Below are 18,814 nucleotides of genomic sequence, written 5' to 3'. Positions count from 1 at the left end.
TAAAGGGTCATATGATATTTTCTTCATAAGCCCCTCACCAATAGAAAAATACGCTGACAATATGCGCTGACAGCGCCGCGATCAGCGCAAATGTCATTGGCACGTGGATATAAAGCCAAACCTGCAGCATCGCTTTGATCTGCAGGTGTTTGCGCAGCCGCCACATCGTGTCTTCCTTGCGCTCCAGCAACTGTTCGACTTTTTCGGTCGGATTATCATCAGTGCGCGGCGCATAGGTGCGCGCGCGGCGCAGCTCAGCAATGGCATAGCGCGTCTTGCAGCCCGGATATTTACCGGTAATCCGCTTGAAGAACCCACCGCTGAACGGATCCTGTTCAAGCGAACCCTGCACCAGTGCGGCATGCTCCGGTTCCAGCGGCTGCGCGGCATCATGCAGCTGCCGGTCAAATGACCGCAGCGCCTCAATCATCTGCGTTTCGGTCATCTCTTCACGGTTGCTGCTGAGCTTTTGTGGCTGTGTCGCATAAAGATAGATGCCAAACATGCCCGATATGATGACAATCATCATCAATGCATAAGCAAGCGTGTGGATATTCCAGCCTAATTGGAACCCGGTGTGCAGCGTGCCGATAACGATCAGACTAAGCCCCAGATAGACATGCGCGGAAGTCCATGCCTTTAACGACCAGCTACCCGCAGTCATCGCACGTTTGCGAAGGCCCAGCATGGTGAGCCACAGGATCAGCAGCGCGCCGATCGTACCCAGCGTATAGCCGTACCAGCTGCCGCCATTATGACGCGGCTGCACATCAATCCAGAAATAGCTGGCAATCGAGACAAGGCAGATCAGCACAAATATCTTGAGCCAGCGATAACCTGCATGGCGCAGGAAACCGTCATGCGCACTATTACGCTCACGGCCTGCGGTTTTTTGCCGCTTTTTCGGGCCAGTCAGATTGGCGAACAAGCTAGCCATTAGCCATCCTCCCTTTCCAGTCGCGCAACAGTCAGGAATTCATCGGGTGCCACGCGGATAGCCGCGCCGGTCGGGCATGCCCGTACACAGGCCGGACCACCGCGTATTCCGGCGCACATGTCGCACTTGATCGCCTTTTTGGGCTTTTCTACGTCAGGATCGGATTTCTTTTTCACCCATGCCTTGTCCGGTTCACCAGGGCCCGGGCCAAGGCCAAAGAACAACCAGTTGAGCAAGCCCGGTTTTTTGGGCGGCACCTTGTCCATGCGGATCACACCATAGGGGCAGTTGCGCTGACAATTGCCACAGCCGATACAGGTATCATCAATAAAGACTTCACCGTCGGGGCCGCGGTGAATGGCATTGGGCGGGCAGTCGGCCATGCAGTGCGGATGTTCACAGTGACGGCAGCTGGTAGGCACATGCAGGTGCGCATAGCTGCGCCCCGCTTCACGGTCGAGCCGGGACAGTCCTTCATGGCTGTCCGCACATGCTTTCTCACAGTTGTCACAGCCGACGCACAGGTTTTCGTCGATCAGCAGCACATCGGTCGCTTCACCTATGCCATTTTCAACCAAGAAATTGGCAACTCCCGAATACATGTCAACAACGCCCGAAAAACTATCCTTTTTGGATTCGACATAGGCATTGATGTCCTGCCGCGAAGCCATATCCCGTTTCGCACGCTCCATAAGGCCGGGATGCTGGTCGAGCACTTTTTGAAACGCCTCTCCGTCAATACGGATGACTTCGGACTTGATAGCCGCTTTCACAGTCGCCGTGCGCTGCCCGCCCGCGATCAACGCCATTTCACCGACATAGGAACCGGCAGGAAGATAGGAGAGGAAGACCGGTTTGCCGCCAATTTCCTTCTCGACAATCATAGAACCGACGCGGATCACGTAAATGTCTTTACCTTCCTCGCCTTCCGTGATGATTGCCTCACCTGCTTTGACCTGCCTGATTTCACTGGTGTCCACCACTTCGGCAATGTCATCTGGCGTCAGGCCAGAACCAAACATCTGAAGTAATTGCCTTTCCGTCGAAATCCGCTCAATCGCCGCTTTTGCTGCCGGCACCTGGCTTTGCAGCTTCAGCGCCGCCGTGCGCGAAATTTCGACACAGACACAGTCTTCAGCCGCTACAATGGTCGCCCCGCGTTTCCGCCCGGAAATCAGGCCGACTTCGCCAAAAATAGACCCTTGTTCAATCGGAACCGTTATAGAGGAGTTTGTCAGATCAACCTGTACTGCAACGCTACCGTCAGCAATTCCGAACAGTGATGAGCCAGGTTCATTGCGTTTGAAAATTACATCGCCCTTGCGATAATAATGGACGTTGCTGTCAAGCATGAATTCACGCATTTGCAGCGGGTTCATGCCGTTCAATATGCTCACGTTCTCGCGCAAGAATTCCAGCCATTCTGCCACGCCCCGTTTGCCAGGAAGATTGGCAAACTTTTCCTCAAGTATCGGTTCATCCGCCGGTTTCAGTTCGCTATTGCCATTGATGAACTCGATAACATCATAGCCCTGGTTCATGCAGTGCTTGATCAATGGATAGCCAGCCAGTGCACCAATGATAAAAATGCCTGGCGCAGTCGATTCAAACACAGGCGAGAGCTTCGGAAAGGCGAGACGGTCATCGCTGGCAAACTCAATGCCGCACTGTTCGACAAAGGCACGCGGCGGGGCAGAGCCAATCCGCGCAATTACCCGGTCGCACTGTATTTTTTCTTCACCATCTCGGGTGTTGAGCGTAATCCAGCCCGGCTCAATCGACGCGGTTTCGGTTTCCAGGCGAACGTTAAGCCTACCCGCCTCACCATCGGCCAGAAGCGCCTTAACATTGGCGTCCTTTGCCGTAGCAAAATCGGTCTTGCGATTGAGAATGGATACAATATTGCGCTGCGCAGAATCTTCGGCCAGCCCGCGCGCATTTTCGATACCCGCATCGCCCGTTCCCACCACGATAATATGCTCGTCAATATATTCGGTCGGGTCATCCAGCTGATACTGCACATGTGGCAGGTCGCCGCCGGGACAGCGCATACGATTGGGATTGCCCTGCGTACCAATCGCAAACACAACGGTCTCGGCAATGATTTTTTCACCGTTCGTCAGTTCCAGCTCATACGGTGCTTCGTGCCGCTGTATCTCCTGCTCGTTCGTGCTGCCATCGCGTTTACGTGTCACGATTTTATGGATGCTGCCGGGGATTGCCGGTCCAGTGCCCCGGATCGCCTTGACCTCGGCACTATATTTCACATTAACTTTCAGCGCTGCTGTCTGTTCATCCCAAGCACCCAGAATTTCTTCACGCTTGCCAGCATCAAAATCCATGTCAGAGCGCAGGATGAGCTGACTGGGCGTCGCCATCACATGCTTACCCTTTTGATATTTATAAATTGTATCAGAGAGGTGGTCGGTCTTTTCAAGCAGGATATGCGGTATGCCAAGCTCAGCTGCGCGGCCTGCGGCACTCATGCCCGCTGGCCCCGACCCGATTATGGCAACGCGATATATCTCGCTCACAAGTCCGCATCCCCCAATGCCCTGTCAAGGGCGCAAACACCGGCGCTATTGCCAGCTCTTGGCCCTTCAGTCCGGTTTTCCGGATACTGGGCGGGGCCAATCCAAATAATATCGTGCGAACCCTAGAGTGCTTTTTTACTGCAAAATGTGATCAATGCCACTTATTATTTTACAAGTGTCTCACATAGCCGGTTGTCAGCCGCCGCAAATTGCGGGATGTTAGTGGGATACAGGTCATTTGAACATGACCGTTTACAGGAGCAAGAAATGGCGAATGAAGAAGGTGCATCAGGTATAAAAAGACCATCTTTGGGCCTGATAATATTGATTATTGCTGCCCTTGTGGCAGCGGTGGCAATAGCAATCGCCCTTACCCGTAGCGATGATATTACACCTTCTGATGCTACCGCAAACGCTCCTGCGGCAGAAGCCCCTGACGTGGATACAGTCATTGCAAACCTTGAAAAGAAATTACAGGAAGAGCCGGATAATGCCGAAGGCTGGCGTATGCTGGGCTGGTCCTATTTCGAAACCGAGCGGTTTGCCGAGGCAGCCACTGCAATGAAGCGGGCCACCACACTTGACCCTGAAAATGCTGAATATTTTTCCATGTTAGGCGAAGCACTGGTTCTAGGCGGCAATAACCCCAATATCGCGCCTGATGCTCGCGCCGCCTTTGCCCGCGCGCTGGAACTTGATCCGGAAGATGCCCGTGCCCGGTATTTTGTTGCTGCCGCGAAGGATATTGATGGCAAGCATACAGAAGCAATAGACGACTGGTTTGCGCTGCTCGCTGATACACCGGCTGATGCACCCTATGCTGAGGATATTCGCCGCGTCATCCGCAATGTCGGCAAAGAACGTGGTATTGAGGTCGAAAAACGCCTTGCGGGAACCAGCAATGCGCCGCCCCCGCCGCCTTTCAAAACCACCGGCCCGGATGTGGCAACGGGCGCTATTCCGGGACCAACACAGCAGCAAATGCGCGATGCCGCGCAATTACCGCAGGGACAACAGGAAAAAATGATCCGCGACATGGTGGAAGGCCTTGATACGCGTCTTTCGAAAAATCCCAATGACGCACGCGGCTGGATCATGCTGATGCGCAGCCGGGTTGCGCTGGGTGAAACAGCCAAGGCACAAAAAGCCTATACAGATGCGCAACGTACCTTTCGAAACAATGGTGCTGAGTTGAAACAGATAAAGGAAGCTGCAGCGGCTCTCGGAATCGAATAGAACTCGCTATTTTTTGGGGACTTTACGAACTTCTTCGCCTGCACTGCTTTTCCATGGCAGCGCCGCCATATCCGACTTGGCCAACTGATTGACAAAAGCCTGCGCTGTGCGAGCATCTTCAAATGGTCCGGCAAGCAGGCGGTTGGTCTGGTTGACCGGCACCATCCAGCCTCCCACACCCTCAAACGCCTCCGGTGCCTTGCGTGACAGGCGGCGCCATTCAGACGGAAAAAGCGATGTTTTCTGGCCTATGGCTATCTGTACCCAGTGCCGCGCAGGATGTTGTGGCGGCGCAGTTTTGGCAGGTACGGGTTTTGGTTTCGGCTTGGGTTTGGCCGGCGTGATAGTCGCAAGATCAACAGCCCGGCTATCGCGCTTCAACTCTGTCTCAGGCACATTTATATCCGACATAAGCGTTTCGAAACTGGGGCGCTTTGCTGCCAAAGACTGTTCGCGTTTAACTTTATCCAGCGCAGAAGCTGACGGAGTGTAACCCGCATTCGTGCTGGAACTCGGTGTAGTTGCGAGATCAAAACTATTTGCCGAAGAAGCTACTCTGACGCCGGACGCCACCGGCTTTTTGCCTGCACTTTCGTTGCCACGCTTTACGGTCTGTGCAGTCTGCACTGCTTTGTTTTCAAAGGGTTTATCCTTGACAGCCGCTACTGCCTTGGCAAGATCATTGTTCGGTTTCGAAGCTGTGTTGGCATTCTCCGTTACCGGTTTGTCCATGACATCAGCAACAGCAGTGGAAAGCGATTTCGGTTTTGCAATAGCCTGACCCGGTGGCGGCACTGGAACGGTTGTGGCTACGGCCGCTGTCTGCTGCCTATTGCTGCGGTTCTGCTGATTGGTTGACCGTGTACTTTCGCTCTTGCTGCGCCGCCAGCTTGCCCGGCGATCACGCCCAGGTCTGCGCCGTTTCTTCTTGCTTGCCTTTTTCTTTGCGTTCCGGCCCTTTGGATTTGCTCCGAGCGGTTCACCGGCGGGTATCAATCCGGCATCGGCACCGGTTCCGCCGCGCACACCCGCATATCTGGCATTACGCGGATCTTGCCGGCCTATATTTGCGGTTTTCGGGAAATGGCCAAAATGCGCTGCTGCTGCCTGCTGCGGTTTGGTCAGTTTCGGCATATAGTCAAGATAGGGTTGAACAGAGGCGGCAAGACGCGGGGGCATAGTCCCGCGTGCCACCTTGCGGGCTTCGCGGCGATCGCCATTAATCGCCAATATGAATGCGCGCATACGCCAGGCCGCAGCGTTATTTTTCCGCAGCATGGGGTTGAGCAACCTTGCGGCACCATCTGTGTCTCCGGTTATGCCCAGCGACAGTGCATAGCGCAGCTTGACCTCGTCCCCGCCCCCGCGGTTAAGTGCAAGCGTATAATCGCGCTGTGCCTGCGCATTATTGCCAACCAGGTCATAGGCTAGCCCGCGATCCGCAGCGATAAAGCTTTCTGCCATGCCGAGCCGCAATGCCTCGTCAAACAGCCGCAATGCTTCATATGGGTTTTCAGTGCCGAGCAGCGCCGAAGCAAGCCCTGCTTTCACGCGCGCATTGCGCGGATTCAGTCGCTCTGCACGCGCAAAAAAGCCCAGCGCTCCATCTGCATCCTTAAGGCGGAGAGCGGCATTGCCAGCATCAATCAGCGCATCCAGGTCTTTCGAATTACGAGCAAGGCGATTCAAGGCATTGCTGAGTTCGACAGTGCCACTACCCTGAACAAGCAGCACTGGCAGGGCAGGCATATTGCTTTGCTGTGCATGGAGCGGCGCAGAAGTAACTGCGGCAACACCTGCCATTAACAGTGCCGGCTTCCATCTGCCTTGCCTAATAATCTGCTGCAACTGCATAAATCCCAATACCCATATCGCCTTAGTGCGATAATCCTGAAAGATTCACCCTGAACAATCGCTGAGTCACCGCCATATGATCGGCAGTCTCACACGATATTCCATGTTTCTTTTTCAAATAGAGAGGGGGCCGCAAAGCCCCCTCCCCATATACTCTTACTGGTTGTTTTGCCGGTTAAGGAAGCGCGGGATATTGAGCGGATTGTCGTCATCGCTGTCTTCCTCATCCTTTTCCGCTGTCTTGCTGCCACCGCGTGACAGATTGGCCATTCTTTCAAACAGAGTGCCTCCGCCAGAGTTGCCCGTATTTATGCGCGGAGCGCGGGGCTCTTCAACCGACTGGGATGCGTCAAGCAGGAGGTCATCGCTATCGTTTGCGCTGCTTTCTTCCAATGCATCATCAACATATGTCGCAATGGCAGGTTTTTCAGTCTCTGCTTCAGCTTCAACTTCGTTTGCAGCTTCTGTTACAACACCTTCATCTTCCGCATCATCCGCCGGAAATGTAAGATCAAGCGGTTCTTCCTCACCTGCATTGTCCAGTGACTCCATACCTGGTGCAGCAGTTTCGGCTTCTTCCGCAACCACTTCGGGCTCGTCCAGACTTACAGGCTCATAATCACTCGATACCGTCTCATCAGCGGGCATGTCATCAAGAGACGTCTCCGGGGCATTCAATTCCACCATTTCCGGTTCGGGAGCAGGTGCAATTACCGGCTCCGGTTTCTCTTCGGTTTTTGTACCGGACATGCTGTTAAGTGAAAATGCGCGCGCAGGTTCAGCCTGCACACTGCCATCATTATCAATGCCGGTCGCCACAACAGACACACGAATTTTACCTTCCAGATCATCATTAAAGGCACTACCCCAAATGATGTTTGCATCGGCATCGACCAGTTCACGGATATGGTTGGCAGCTTCGTCGACTTCCATCAGGCGCATGTCCTCACCACCCGTAATCGAGATGATCACACCTTTGGCGCCCTGCATCGACACACCGTCAAGCAATGGGTTGGCAATGGCTTTTTCGGCTGCTTCAAGCGCGCGGTTGTCGCCTTCGGCTTCACCTGTACCCATCATCGCCTTGCCCATTTCACGCATAACCGAACGGACATCGGCAAAATCAAGGTTGATAAGGCCTGGCATCACCATCAGATCGGTGATCGAACGTACCCCCTGCTGCAATACTTCGTCCGCAAGGTGGAATGCTTCCTTGAACGTGGTGTTCGGGTTGGCAACCAGGAACAGGTTCTGGTTTGGAATGACGATCAAAGTATCGACATTTTTTTGCAGCTCATCAATGCCTGCATCTGCCGAACGTGCACGGCGTGTGCCTTCAAACGTAAACGGCTTGGTCACAACACCGACAGTCAATATGCCTTTTTCGCGTGCCGCCTTGGCAATCACAGGCGCTGCGCCAGTGCCAGTGCCACCGCCCATGCCAGCAGCGATAAAGCACATATGCGCACCTTCCAGCGCGGCATCCACATCAACAATGGTCTCTTCTGCAGCTGCACGGCCAACTTCCGGCCGCGATCCTGCGCCTAACCCCTGTGTTATTTCAGGGCCAAGCTGGATCCGCCTTTCGGCAGGTGAACTGTTCAGTGCCTGTGCGTCGGTATTGGCAACGATAAAATCAACGCCTTCAACGCTGGCGGCGATCATGTTGGCGATGGCATTACCACCCGCCCCGCCAACGCCGATTACGGCAATGCGCGGGCGCAATTCATCAACTGTGGGTGGTCCGATATTGATACTCATGTGCTCTTTGTCTCCCCTGCTTCAGCTATTCATACGAAGCAAATTTTTTACAGTCCCTTATTGGCACAGAATGATTCACCGAATCACCTAAAAAATTAACCTTTTTTACAAAAACCGGCTTTTTTCCCCAGTTCATCGGCGAACCGTTCAAAAATAGGCCTTAATCGCATTCAACACACGCTGAAAAAGCGCACCGCCAGCCATTTTATGAACGGATTGATATCCCTTTGGTATCGTGCGGATATCAACCGGCGCATGAACCGCGAACTGCACCAACCCGGCCAGGGTTGTGAAAGCAGGACCGCCATGCGCTTCAGGCAATCCGCCAAGCCCGCGCGGCCTACCCACACGCACAGATCGGTCAAGTGCCGCCTGGACGTAATCGGCAATGCCTTTCATTTCCGCACCGCCGCCTGTCAACACGATCTGCCGGCCGCCATTTCCGGTAAAGCCCAGCTCTTTAAGGCCTTTGCCAATTTCGCCTATGAGATAATCCAGCTGTTGCTTGATAACTGAAATAAGCTCTGCACGGGCGATGCGGTTCTGATCGTCGCCGGCCGCCACCGGTTCATTGGGGCCGCCAACGGGTATCATGTCACGGTGGTCGGTACGGCTGGATGTAGCCGAACCATAAAAACACTTCATCCGTTCAGCCTGATTGCGGCGAATACCAAATGCCGATGCAATCGCATCCGTAATATCGTTGCCTCCATAAGGAATGGCGAAAAGCCCGACCAGCATATCACCCGCATAGAGCGAAATATTGGTGATACCGGCACCCATTTCGACCAGCGCGACGCCAAGCTCACGTTCTTCTGTACTTAGGCTAGCCATACCTGCCGCAATTGGCGATGCGACAATCGACTCCACGTTCAGATGCGCGGCGCGAACACATGTGTCCATGTTACGCAGCGGCGCGCCATCAGCAAGTATCACATGGATATCAACTCCAAGTTGATCGGCATGCAAGCCTTCAGGATTTTTCACACCTGACAGGCCATCCAGCGTATAAAGCGTAGGCTGTGCATGCAGCACCGTGCGACCGGCAGGGTCAATTGTTTCACGCCCGGCATCAAGCAGCTGGTTGATATCGTCTTTTTCAACGCGTCCGCCGCCCAGGTCAATCTCAACACTGGCCACGCTGCTTGACAGGCCGCCGGAGGAGCAGCCCACCCAGACGTCCTCAATATTCACGCCAGCAATTCGTTCCGCCTGCTCCACAGCCGTGCGCACAGCCAGCTCGGTGCGTTCCATATCGGCAATATAACCGCGCTTCACACCTTCACTCGCGCGCTGCCCGGTGCCCAGCACAACCAGTTCACCGCTATCTGTCTGCCCCGCGATCATCGCGGACACTTTGGATGATCCAATATCCAGTGCCGTAAAAATCTTTTCAACGCGCTGCGTTGCCATTTGCCCTTACCCCTCTTGCGTCGTTTGCGACCGGCCTGAACGTTTTTCCGGCGCCTTATCATCTTCTTTTTCCTTGCGCGGCATCCGCAGGTAAGCGCGCTCCGGATCGCGCAGGTCGAAATACGTCACACCCTTGCCCAAAAGCCGGTTTATTCCATCCATCCGTGCAAAATTAATCCATGCGGCGGCGGCTTCCGCCCTGCCCTCTGGCAAGGCCAGCGTTTCGCCTGATTTGAAACTGATATTCCAGCGGCGATTGCCAATCCATTCGGCCTTTGTAACCAGTGGAATAAGCGCGGGTGCTTCTTCAAGCAGCGCGGACAGGTCCTCTGCTCGCTCATTTGCGCGGTAACCGGCGATAAGCGGAAATTCGCGCGCTTGCGCCGCACTTACTTCGCCCAACACCGCCCCGCCCTTGTCGATTAACGTCAATGACTGGCCATTATCCCATGCTGCATGCGGCACACGCTCGACAATATCGACAATCAGTGTGTCGGGAAGCTGGCGTGACACGCGTGCATCCTTGATCCAGCCAAATTCCATCAGATCACTGCGCAGCTTTTCCACATCAACCAGCGGCATGGCCCGATCTTTTTCATTCAACACGATTTCATAGACTTTAAGCTCGTTGACACGGTCCACGCCGCGTACTTCGATACGTTTGACTTCAAACCCTGCACGGCCTGCGGCTTCTGCAAATTCCTGACGTGCAGCTGCTGGCGCGCCAAAAAATTCTGCCACACCATAACCGACAACAGCAATCAGCAGCAAAACACCCCAGGTCGCGCCGCGCTGTATCTGGCTTTCTGTGAAAGGCAGCATCTGCAGCAGCTTGTCCAGCGGTGAAGCCTTCCGGACCTTTTTCCTGGGCGCTGCACGTTTACGCGGTGCGACTTTCTTACGGGTGGTCTTCGCCTTGGCCATATGCTTTTGCGTCACGCTTTCGCGAGCGCCTCCTCCACAATTGCCTCTACCAGATCGGCATAGCTCATACCCATATGCTTCGCCTGTTCAGGCACAAGGCTATAGGGTGTCATGCCGGGCTGCGTGTTGGTTTCCAGAAGGAACAGACCGTCTGATCCCAGTTCATCATCCCACCGAAAATCGGACCTTGAAGTACCTTTGCACCCAAGTAACCGGTGGGCCTTCAGTGCATATTCGCGGCACAGCTCCGCTATATCTTCGGGAATATCCGCCGGGCAGATATGCTCGGTCAGTCCATCCGTATATTTGGCATCATAATCATAGAAGCCCGATTTGACCTGCAGCTCCGTCACGCACAATGCCTTGTCGCCAATAACAGCGGTCGTAAGCTCACGGCCCTTAATGAAAGGCTCGGCCAGCAAATGGTCAAAATCCTGCCATGGTCCCTTGCTGTCACGCGCAATAGGAGAACCGTAATTGCTGTCATCACGGACTATCGCAATGCCGACAGAAGACCCTTCATTTACGGGCTTAAGTACATAAGGCCGTGGCAGTGGATCGCCCTTGTACAGCGTCGCGCACTCCACAACCTTGCCTTCGGGCATGGGGATACCTTGCGGCACCAGCGCCTGCTTGGTAAGCTCCTTGTCAATCGCAATCACTGATGTCACCAGCCCGCTATGCGTATAGGGGATCTGCATCAGGTCGAGCATGCCCTGCACCGTGCCATCTTCACCCGGCGTACCGTGCAGCGCATTGAACACCGCATCGGGTTTTATGCCATCCAGCACCATGGCCAGGTTGCGGTCCATATCGACCCGCGTCACTTTATGTCCGCGCGATTCCAGTGCATCGGCCACACCATTCCCGCTCATAAGCGACACTTCACGTTCGGCGGACCACCCCCCCATCAGCACTGCGATATGCAGTTTGGAAAGGGTCATGGCTTTTCCCCCACACGCTGGATTTCCCATTGCAGTTCAACGCCCGAGTGGGCTTTGACGCGTTTGCGCACTTCCTCACCCAACGCCTCAATATCCGCCGATGTCGCTTCGCCCAGATTGAGCAGGAAGTTACAGTGTTTTTCCGATACCTGCGCATCGCCAATCCGCAGGCCGCGGCACCCGGCCGCGTCAACCAGCTGCCATGCCTTGTGTCCCTCAGGGTTTTTGAATGTCGATCCGCCCGTGCGCGAGCGCAGCGGCTGCGATGCTTCGCGTTCGGCGGCGATGCGGTCCATCTCCGCGCCGATTTCTTTGGGGTCGCCAGCAATCCCTTTGAACGTTGCCCCCGCCACAATCGCGCCCTTGGGAAGTTCGCTATGGCGGTAGCTATAGCCCATATCTTCCAACTGCACCGTGGCCAGACTGCCATCGCGCAGCACCAGATCGGCACTCACCAGTATGTCGCAGACTTCACGGCCATAAGCGCCCGCGTTCATGCGCACCGCGCCGCCCACCGTGCCAGGTATACCCCGCAGGAATTCAAGGCCCGCAATGCCATTGTCACGCGCCTTGCTTGCCACCGAAATACCCGGGGCTCCTGCGCCGCTAGTCAGTACAAGCTCATCCGCGTAGCTCGTATCAATAGCAGCAAAAGCTTTGCCGAGCCGGACCGTCACGCCGCGCTTGCCGCCATCGCGAATAATCAGGTTGGAACCAAGCCCCAGCGGCCACGCCTCAATATCATTATCCAGATTGGCAAGAAAATCCTGTAAATCAGCCACGTCTTTCGGTTCAAACAGCCAGTCCGCCCGGCCGCCGCTTTTGAACCAGACAAGCGGTGCAAGCGGGGCTTCCGGCTTTAACTTGCCGCGCACATCGGGCATAAAGGCGGTATCAACACTCATCCGCGCTTCGCCTTGATCGCATCGGCAAGGCCTGCCGCCCATTTCGTGATATCCCCCGCGCCCAGGCACACGACCATATCACCTGCCTGCACCGTATCGGCAAGCTCTTTGGCCAATGCATCAGCATCGGCTATGGTTGCCGCCGAACGCAGCCCACGCTGTTTCAGGCCCGCAACCAGAGCTTCGGCATCAACACCTTCAATCGGATCTTCGCCCGCTTCATAGACTGGCGTTACATAGACAATATCAGCATCGTTAAAACACTGCTGGAACTCATCCATCAAATCACGCAGGCGGGTATAGCGGTGCGGTTGAACCACAGCGATAATGCGGTTTTGGGCGCCCTCACGCGCCGCGGCCAGAACGGCTTTAATCTCGACCGGGTGATGGCCATAATCATCAATAATGACTGCGCCATCCACCTCACCCACTTTGGTAAAACGGCGCTTGACGCCGCCAAAAGTGGCAAAGCCGTTCTGCACATCTTCGTCGGACATGCCCATTTGCAGGCCGATCGTGACGGCGGCCAATGCATTTTGTACATTATGCCGCCCTGGCATCGGTAATTCGATGCCTTCAATCTTGCGGCTGGTACCATCTGTTTCACTCACGGTCACATCAAACCGGTTGCCGCCCGGAATTGGTGTCACGTTTTCACCGCGCACATCTGCCTGCGCACTAAAACCATAAGTGATAATCCGGCGGTCTTTCACTTGCGGCAAAATCGCCTGTACTTCGGGATGATCGAGGCACAATATGGCTGCACCATAAAAAGGTACGTTCTCGACAAATTCGATAAACGCCTTTTTGAGGACATCAAAGCTGCCATAATGCTCCATATGTTCAGGATCGATATTGGTGACGACGGCGAGCGTGCCATCAAGCCGCAGGAAACTGCCGTCGCTTTCATCAGCTTCAACCACCATCCAGTCGCCATCGCCCAGCCGCGCATTGGAACCATAAGTATTGATGATACCGCCATTGATAACCGTCGGATCAATCCCGCCATGGTCAAGCATCGCCGCCACCATTGACGTCGTTGTCGTCTTGCCATGCGTGCCCGCGATGGCAATGGTAGATTTCAGCCGCATCAGCTCGGCAAGCATTTCCGCCCGCTTCACGACAGGGATGCGGTTTTCCAACGCATAGACGACTTCCGGGTTGGTACGCTTGATCGCGGTGGATGTGACAATCACCGCCGCGCCTTCGACATTTTCGGACCTTTGCCCGATCATCACCTTGATGCCGCGATCGCGTAAACCCTCGACCACATAGCTTTCGGCTATATCGCTGCCCTGCACATCATAGCCAAGATTGTGCATGACTTCGGCAATGCCTGACATGCCTATGCCGCCAATGCCCACAAAATGGATTGTGCCAATATCGGTGCCTACCGCCTTCATGCGCTGTGTCCTTCAACTGTATCTTTTGCAAGTGACGGGCTACCGGTAGCGCGCCTCTCGCGCTCCGCTCCGCTTATCCTGATCACATCTGTAAGCGGTGCACCACCCATGCTTTCCACCAGATCGGCAAGGTCGCGCACCGCATTGGGCAACCCGCAATTCCACGCCCCGCGCGCTGCATTGGCCAGTGTTTCGGGGTTAAGCGCCATCTTCTGTATCTGCTTGGCAAGCTCGGTCGCGGTAAAATTGGGTTGCCGGATCGCGCGCGCACCGCCTGCTGCCACCATTTCGCGCACATTGACAGTCTGATGGTCATCCATGGCACCGGGCAGCGGGATTAATATCGCAGGACGCCCCGCGGCCGTCAGTTCGGCTATGGTCGACGCGCCTGCACGGCCAATCACCAGATGCGACCAGCCCAGTTTGTCAGGCAGGTCCTCAATGTAAGTGGCAAGCTGTGCTGGAATATCATGATCAGCATATTTCGCGCGAACTGCTTCGATATCCTCAGCACGGCATTGCTGTGTCACCTGCAGCCGCTGCCGCAGGTTTACAGGCAGCATGGCGAGACCATCCGGCACAACCTCTGATAAAATTTTTGCGCCCTGACTGCCACCTGTTACCAAAACGCGAAACACACCGCCTTCAAGAAACGGCGGATAATCTTCACCGCGCAGCGCCAGCACTTCTTCACGCACAGGATTGCCGACAAGATGTGTTTTTGGCAGATATTTGACGTCAAGCCGCTCGACATCCTGATAGGACGTGGCAATTGCATCCACCTTGTGCGCCATGAAACGGTTCACCCGGCCCAACACCGCATTTTGCTCATGAATCACGGTCGGGATTTTCGCCTTTTGCGCGGCGAGTAGCGTTGGTAGCGCCGGATAACCGCCAAAACCCACTACAGCAGAGGGCTGAAAATTCTCAAATAATTGCCCCGCCATTTTACGACCCGCCATAATGCCGCGAAAGCCGCGCAACCACCCGAGCAGGCCACCCGCCATCCGGCTTTCAGGCAGGATATGCATTTGTCCTTTTTCAAAAATCCCAGGGATCTTGGCGCCGCGATCATCGGTCATCAGTGCGACATGGTGACCGCGTTGCATTAGCTCCGCACCGAGTGCATAGGCCGGAATCATATGTCCCCCGGTCCCGCCTGCCGCTAAAACAAAATGCTTTGTCACTGTCATTTTGATTCCCCGCTCGTTTGGCCGCTTATATGACTGCCTTTCTGGCCATTCATCTGAAATCCATCTTTCGCATAGGATGAACGGTTCAGATAGGGGTTTCGCCGCGTCAGCGCCAGCAGCAATCCAGTGCCAAGGCACAAAGCAATCATTGAAGAACCGCCATAACTGATGAATGGAAGCGTCATACCCTTGGATGGGAACAGCTGAAGGTTGACGGCCATATTGATAATCGCCTGCCCGCCCAGCTGCGTTGTCAGGCCCGTCACTGCCATAATCGTGAACACATCTTCTTCATCAAGCAACCGCATCAGCACGCGCGCGATGATGGCAAAAAATACAATCGCAACGCCTGCACAGGCCAGCAAGCCAAATTCTTCGCCGATGACTGAGAAGATATAGTCAGTGTGCGCTTCGGGCAGTTTGAATTTTTCCGTACCCATGCCTGGGCCCTTGCCAATAAAACCGCCACTGGTCAGTGTACGGTGTGCAAAGGCAACCTGGTCATATTCCCCGCCGCCAAATATCCATGTATTGATCCGCTGTGTAGCAACAGGATAAAAGAAATAGGCGAGCACCAGCCCACCTAGCCCGCCGGCAATTGATATACCTATAATCTGCGCCGACAGGCCCGCGAGCAGGATCAGCACGAACCAGATGCCGCAAAAAATAATGGTCGCACCCAGATTGGGCTGCATCATCAATAATATACCAATCGTGCCGGTCAGGATCATCGACAACCCCACTACAGGCATAGTTGCATCCTTGGCCTTCCAGGATAATACCCATGCCAGCGTCACCGCGAACACAGGCTTCAGAAATTCTGAAGGCTGAATGGTCAGGCCATAGCCGATCCAGCGCCGCGCGCCATTGACCGATGTCCCGATAAGCGGAACGAGCAGCAGCAGAAACAGGAAAACCGCACACAATATTATGGCCAGACGCCGCGCCTGTGTCTTGGGCAGCATGGACACGAACAGCATGACCGGCACACCCAGGATAAGCCAGACAAGCTGCTTATAAAAATAGAGAAGCGGATTGAGCGTGGTTGTCGTATCGGACAGACGCTGAGCCGTTGCGGGAGATGCAGCGGCCACCGCAATCAGGCCAATCGCCATCAGCACGAATATGAAAGTCAGCAGCACACGGTCAAGTTCCCAAAACCAGACCGCAAGGTGTGACCGGTCCGAGCGTCCCAAACGCCCCGACAGGTTAAGCTTGCGCTTATATTTGAGGACGGGAGATTCAGGGGCAATTGTATGTTCAGGGGCGCTGGCCATTATGCCGCTTCCCCATTTGCCGACCCATTTATTGGCCCCGGCATTTCGCCATCTTCATCCGGATTGATCAATGCATTCACAATCTGCCGGAAATGCTCACCGCGCGCCTCAAAATCGCGGAACTGGTCAAAGGATGCACAGGCGGGCGATAGCATGATGACATCACCGGAGGATGCATTTTCCAACGCCTGAATAACCGCCGTACACAGCATTTCGGATGCGTCTACCGCAACACCTTTCTGCGCCAGTAGCTTTGCATAGGCCGGACCCGCCTCACCAATCGTATAAGCATGTTTCACATTACCAAAATATGGTTCGCACTCATCAAGCCGCTCACCCTTGGGCAAGCCTCCGACTATCCAGTGTATATTTGTATAAGCAGCAAGAGCCGGCGCGGTGGAGGCAGGATTTGTCGCCTTGCTATCGTTGATAAACAAGATGCCTTCATGTTCCGCCATACGTTCCATGCGGTGCGGCAATCCAGTGAAGCTTCCCAGCGCTGGCCGCCACTTTTCCTCACCTATGCCCAGCGCCTCTGCTGTGGCAATAGCAATAGCAGCGTTTTCAGCATTATGCGGTCCCTGCAACGAAGACCATTCATCTTGCCCCTTGAGAGTATCGGCGTTGATACGCGTTACTTTGGGGTTCTGTTCGCGCGCTGCGACGTCCGCGGCAATGCCCTGTGTTACATCGTCTCCATTACCGAATATCGCGTTATGGCCAGAAGACTGCATATCAAAAAGCCGGGCCTTGGCCGCTGCATAATCCTCAAAACCATCATAGCGGTCGAGGTGATCAGGCGTAACGTTAAGCAATACCGCAACTTCACAATCCAGCGTCCGGGTAATGTCAATCTGGTAGCTCGAAAGCTCAAGTACGTAGACACCGCCATCAGCAAGCGGCTCCTGACTCATGATCGGCAGGCCTATATTTCCGCCCATCAGTGACGGCACGCCCGCTTCTTTCAGAATGTGATAGATGAGCGCAACCGTGGTCGATTTACCATTAGTGCCTGTTACGCCTACCACGCGATGCCATGGCAAGGCTGCGCGTGCCTGCGCAAACAGTTCAATATCGCCAATCAATGGCACACCGGATGTTTCGGCCTTCTGCGCTATCGGGTGTGTGTTGATCGGAACACCGGGCGATACGACTATGCCATCATAACCTGTCAAATCTGCCGTTAATGGATCTGCAATCTCAGCCTTACCTGCAGCGGCTTCACGTGCTTCCTCCCGGTTATCCCAGGCCATGCAGTGTGCGCCGCTCGCCACCAGCGCATCAAGCGTTGCCATGCCCGAGCGCGCCAGCCCCAGCAGGGCATATTTTTTATGGGCAAAGGCGAGGCTGGTAATCATCTGAGCTTCAGCGTCGCCAGTCCGGCCAGTGCAAGCACAAGTGAAATAATCCAGAAACGGATAACAACAGTAGATTCCGCCCAACCCAACTGCTCGAAATGATGGTGAATAGGGGCCATTTTGAAAACCCGCTTACCCGTACGCTTGAAATAGAACACCTGGATAAAGACCGACACCGCTTCCAGAACAAACAGCCCCCCCACAATGGCCAGTACGATTTCGTGGTGCGATACCACAGCAATGACGCCCAATGCCCCGCCCAGTGCCAGACTGCCGGTATCCCCCATGAAAATCGCAGCGGGCGGTGCGTTGAACCACAGGAATGCAAGGCACGCGCCAATAACTGCAGCGCAGAATATCGCCATCTGCCCCGCGCCTTCCACATAAGGAATGCCTAGATATTCGGAGAAGTCCTCACGCCCGACAAGGTAAACAATCGCCATGAAAGTGCCCGTTGCAATCACAACTGGCATGGTCGCAAGGCCATCTAGGCCATCAGTCAGGTTGACGGCATTGCCCGCGCCCACAATCACGAACGCAGCAAAGGGTATGTAGAAATAACCAAGATCGATCGAAATATTATTGAAAAACGGGACATAGAGCATGGTGCCTGTCTGCCGCAGGATGAACCAGCTGGCCGCACCTGCGATGATGAATTCCAGCAGTAATCGAGTTCGGCCTGAAACGCCCTTATGGCTGTTTTTCGTAACCTTGTCATAGTCATCCATAAAGCCAATCAGGCCAAAACCAAAAGTCACCGCGAGGCAGGCCCAGACAAATGTGCTGGTCAAATCCATCCAGAGCAGGACAGAAATAACCAGTGATGTCAGTATCATGAGTCCGCCCATTGTCGGTGTACCCACTTTTGCAAGATGCGTTTGCGGACCATCTTCGCGGATCGGTTGCCCCTTACCCTGACGCACACGGAGCATGGAGATAAAGCGCGGGCCGATAAACAGGCCGATAATGAGCGCGGTGAAAATCGCCGCACCGGAACGGAAGCTCAAATAGCGGACAAGGTTGAATATCCCTTCAAATTCCATCCATTCGCCAAGCCAATAGAGCATATCTTTCC

The 18,814-nt window shown here is 54.7% G+C and carries 14 protein-coding genes; 1 reads left to right on the top strand and 13 read right to left on the bottom strand.

Going from position 1 to position 18,814, the window contains the following annotated elements; all coding sequences use genetic code 11:
• Nucleotides 1-34: 34 nt before the first annotated feature.
• Both G6Q15_RS04975 and G6Q15_RS04970 read right to left on the bottom strand, forming a co-directional pair.
• A complete protein-coding gene (locus tag G6Q15_RS04975; protein WP_240330753.1) occupies nt 35-937 on the bottom strand; it encodes a hypothetical protein in 903 nt (300 codons plus the stop codon).
• Nucleotides 937-3,471: a cyclic nucleotide-binding domain-containing protein gene (locus G6Q15_RS04970; protein ID WP_164116291.1), complete on the bottom strand. Its 2,535-nt coding sequence runs from the start codon at nt 3,469-3,471 to the stop codon at nt 937-939. The genes G6Q15_RS04975 and G6Q15_RS04970 overlap by 1 nt, the downstream gene beginning before the upstream one ends.
• A 267-nt stretch (nt 3,472-3,738) precedes the next feature.
• On the opposite strand from G6Q15_RS04970, the gene G6Q15_RS04965 reads away from it, so the two are divergent.
• Entirely contained in the window at nt 3,739-4,707 is a 969-nt protein-coding gene (locus tag G6Q15_RS04965; RefSeq protein ID WP_164116289.1) for a tetratricopeptide repeat protein, read from the top strand.
• A 6-nt stretch (nt 4,708-4,713) separates the two neighbouring features.
• On the opposite strand, the gene G6Q15_RS04960 is transcribed toward G6Q15_RS04965, so the two are convergent.
• The 11 genes from G6Q15_RS04960 to mraY all read right to left on the bottom strand — a co-directional run bounded on the left by G6Q15_RS04960 (nt 4,714) and on the right by mraY (nt 18,806).
• Entirely contained in the window at nt 4,714-6,510 is a 1,797-nt protein-coding gene (locus G6Q15_RS04960) for a hypothetical protein (RefSeq protein ID WP_164116287.1), read from the bottom strand.
• Between the two features lie 207 nt (nt 6,511-6,717).
• Nucleotides 6,718-8,322 (bottom strand): cell division protein FtsZ, encoded by a 1,605-nt coding sequence (gene ftsZ / locus G6Q15_RS04955; protein ID WP_164116283.1) that lies wholly within the window; start codon nt 8,320-8,322, stop codon nt 6,718-6,720.
• 147 nt (nt 8,323-8,469) lie between these two features.
• Nucleotides 8,470-9,735 (bottom strand): cell division protein FtsA, encoded by a 1,266-nt coding sequence (ftsA, locus tag G6Q15_RS04950; RefSeq protein ID WP_164116282.1) that lies wholly within the window; start codon nt 9,733-9,735, stop codon nt 8,470-8,472.
• A gap of 6 nt (nt 9,736-9,741) precedes the next feature.
• Nucleotides 9,742-10,674: an FtsQ-type POTRA domain-containing protein gene (locus G6Q15_RS04945; RefSeq protein ID WP_205518088.1), complete on the bottom strand. Its 933-nt coding sequence runs from the start codon at nt 10,672-10,674 to the stop codon at nt 9,742-9,744.
• Nucleotides 10,671-11,603, bottom strand: a complete 933-nt coding sequence (locus G6Q15_RS04940) for a D-alanine--D-alanine ligase (protein WP_164116278.1) — start codon at nt 11,601-11,603, stop codon at nt 10,671-10,673. The genes G6Q15_RS04945 and G6Q15_RS04940 overlap by 4 nt, the downstream gene beginning before the upstream one ends.
• Nucleotides 11,600-12,508 (bottom strand): UDP-N-acetylmuramate dehydrogenase, encoded by a 909-nt coding sequence (gene murB / locus G6Q15_RS04935; protein WP_164116276.1) that lies wholly within the window; start codon nt 12,506-12,508, stop codon nt 11,600-11,602. The genes G6Q15_RS04940 and murB overlap by 4 nt, the downstream gene beginning before the upstream one ends.
• Nucleotides 12,505-13,911 (bottom strand): UDP-N-acetylmuramate--L-alanine ligase, encoded by a 1,407-nt coding sequence (gene murC / locus G6Q15_RS04930; protein WP_164116274.1) that lies wholly within the window; start codon nt 13,909-13,911, stop codon nt 12,505-12,507. Before murC ends, murB begins: the two co-directional genes overlap by 4 nt.
• A complete protein-coding gene (gene murG, locus G6Q15_RS04925; RefSeq protein WP_164116273.1) occupies nt 13,908-15,104 on the bottom strand; it encodes an undecaprenyldiphospho-muramoylpentapeptide beta-N-acetylglucosaminyltransferase in 1,197 nt (398 codons plus the stop codon). Before murG ends, murC begins: the two co-directional genes overlap by 4 nt.
• Nucleotides 15,101-16,381, bottom strand: coding sequence for a putative peptidoglycan glycosyltransferase FtsW (locus tag G6Q15_RS04920; protein WP_164116271.1), 1,281 nt, complete (start codon nt 16,379-16,381; stop codon nt 15,101-15,103). The genes murG and G6Q15_RS04920 overlap by 4 nt, the downstream gene beginning before the upstream one ends.
• Nucleotides 16,381-17,739 carry a UDP-N-acetylmuramoyl-L-alanine--D-glutamate ligase gene (murD, locus tag G6Q15_RS04915; protein ID WP_164116269.1) on the bottom strand — a complete coding sequence of 453 codons (1,359 nt, stop codon included), beginning with the start codon at nt 17,737-17,739 and terminating at the stop codon, nt 16,381-16,383. Before murD ends, G6Q15_RS04920 begins: the two co-directional genes overlap by 1 nt.
• A complete protein-coding gene (mraY, locus tag G6Q15_RS04910) occupies nt 17,736-18,806 on the bottom strand; it encodes a phospho-N-acetylmuramoyl-pentapeptide-transferase (protein ID WP_164116267.1) in 1,071 nt (356 codons plus the stop codon). Before mraY ends, murD begins: the two co-directional genes overlap by 4 nt.
• Nucleotides 18,807-18,814 lie beyond the last annotated feature (8 nt).

The sequence above is a fragment of the Sphingorhabdus sp. Alg239-R122 genome, from assembly GCF_900537065.1.
Classification (GTDB): Bacteria; Pseudomonadota; Alphaproteobacteria; order Sphingomonadales; family Sphingomonadaceae; genus Alg239-R122.
Note: the sequence above shows the minus strand (reverse complement) of the source record. Positions and strands in the feature narration are given on the sequence as shown.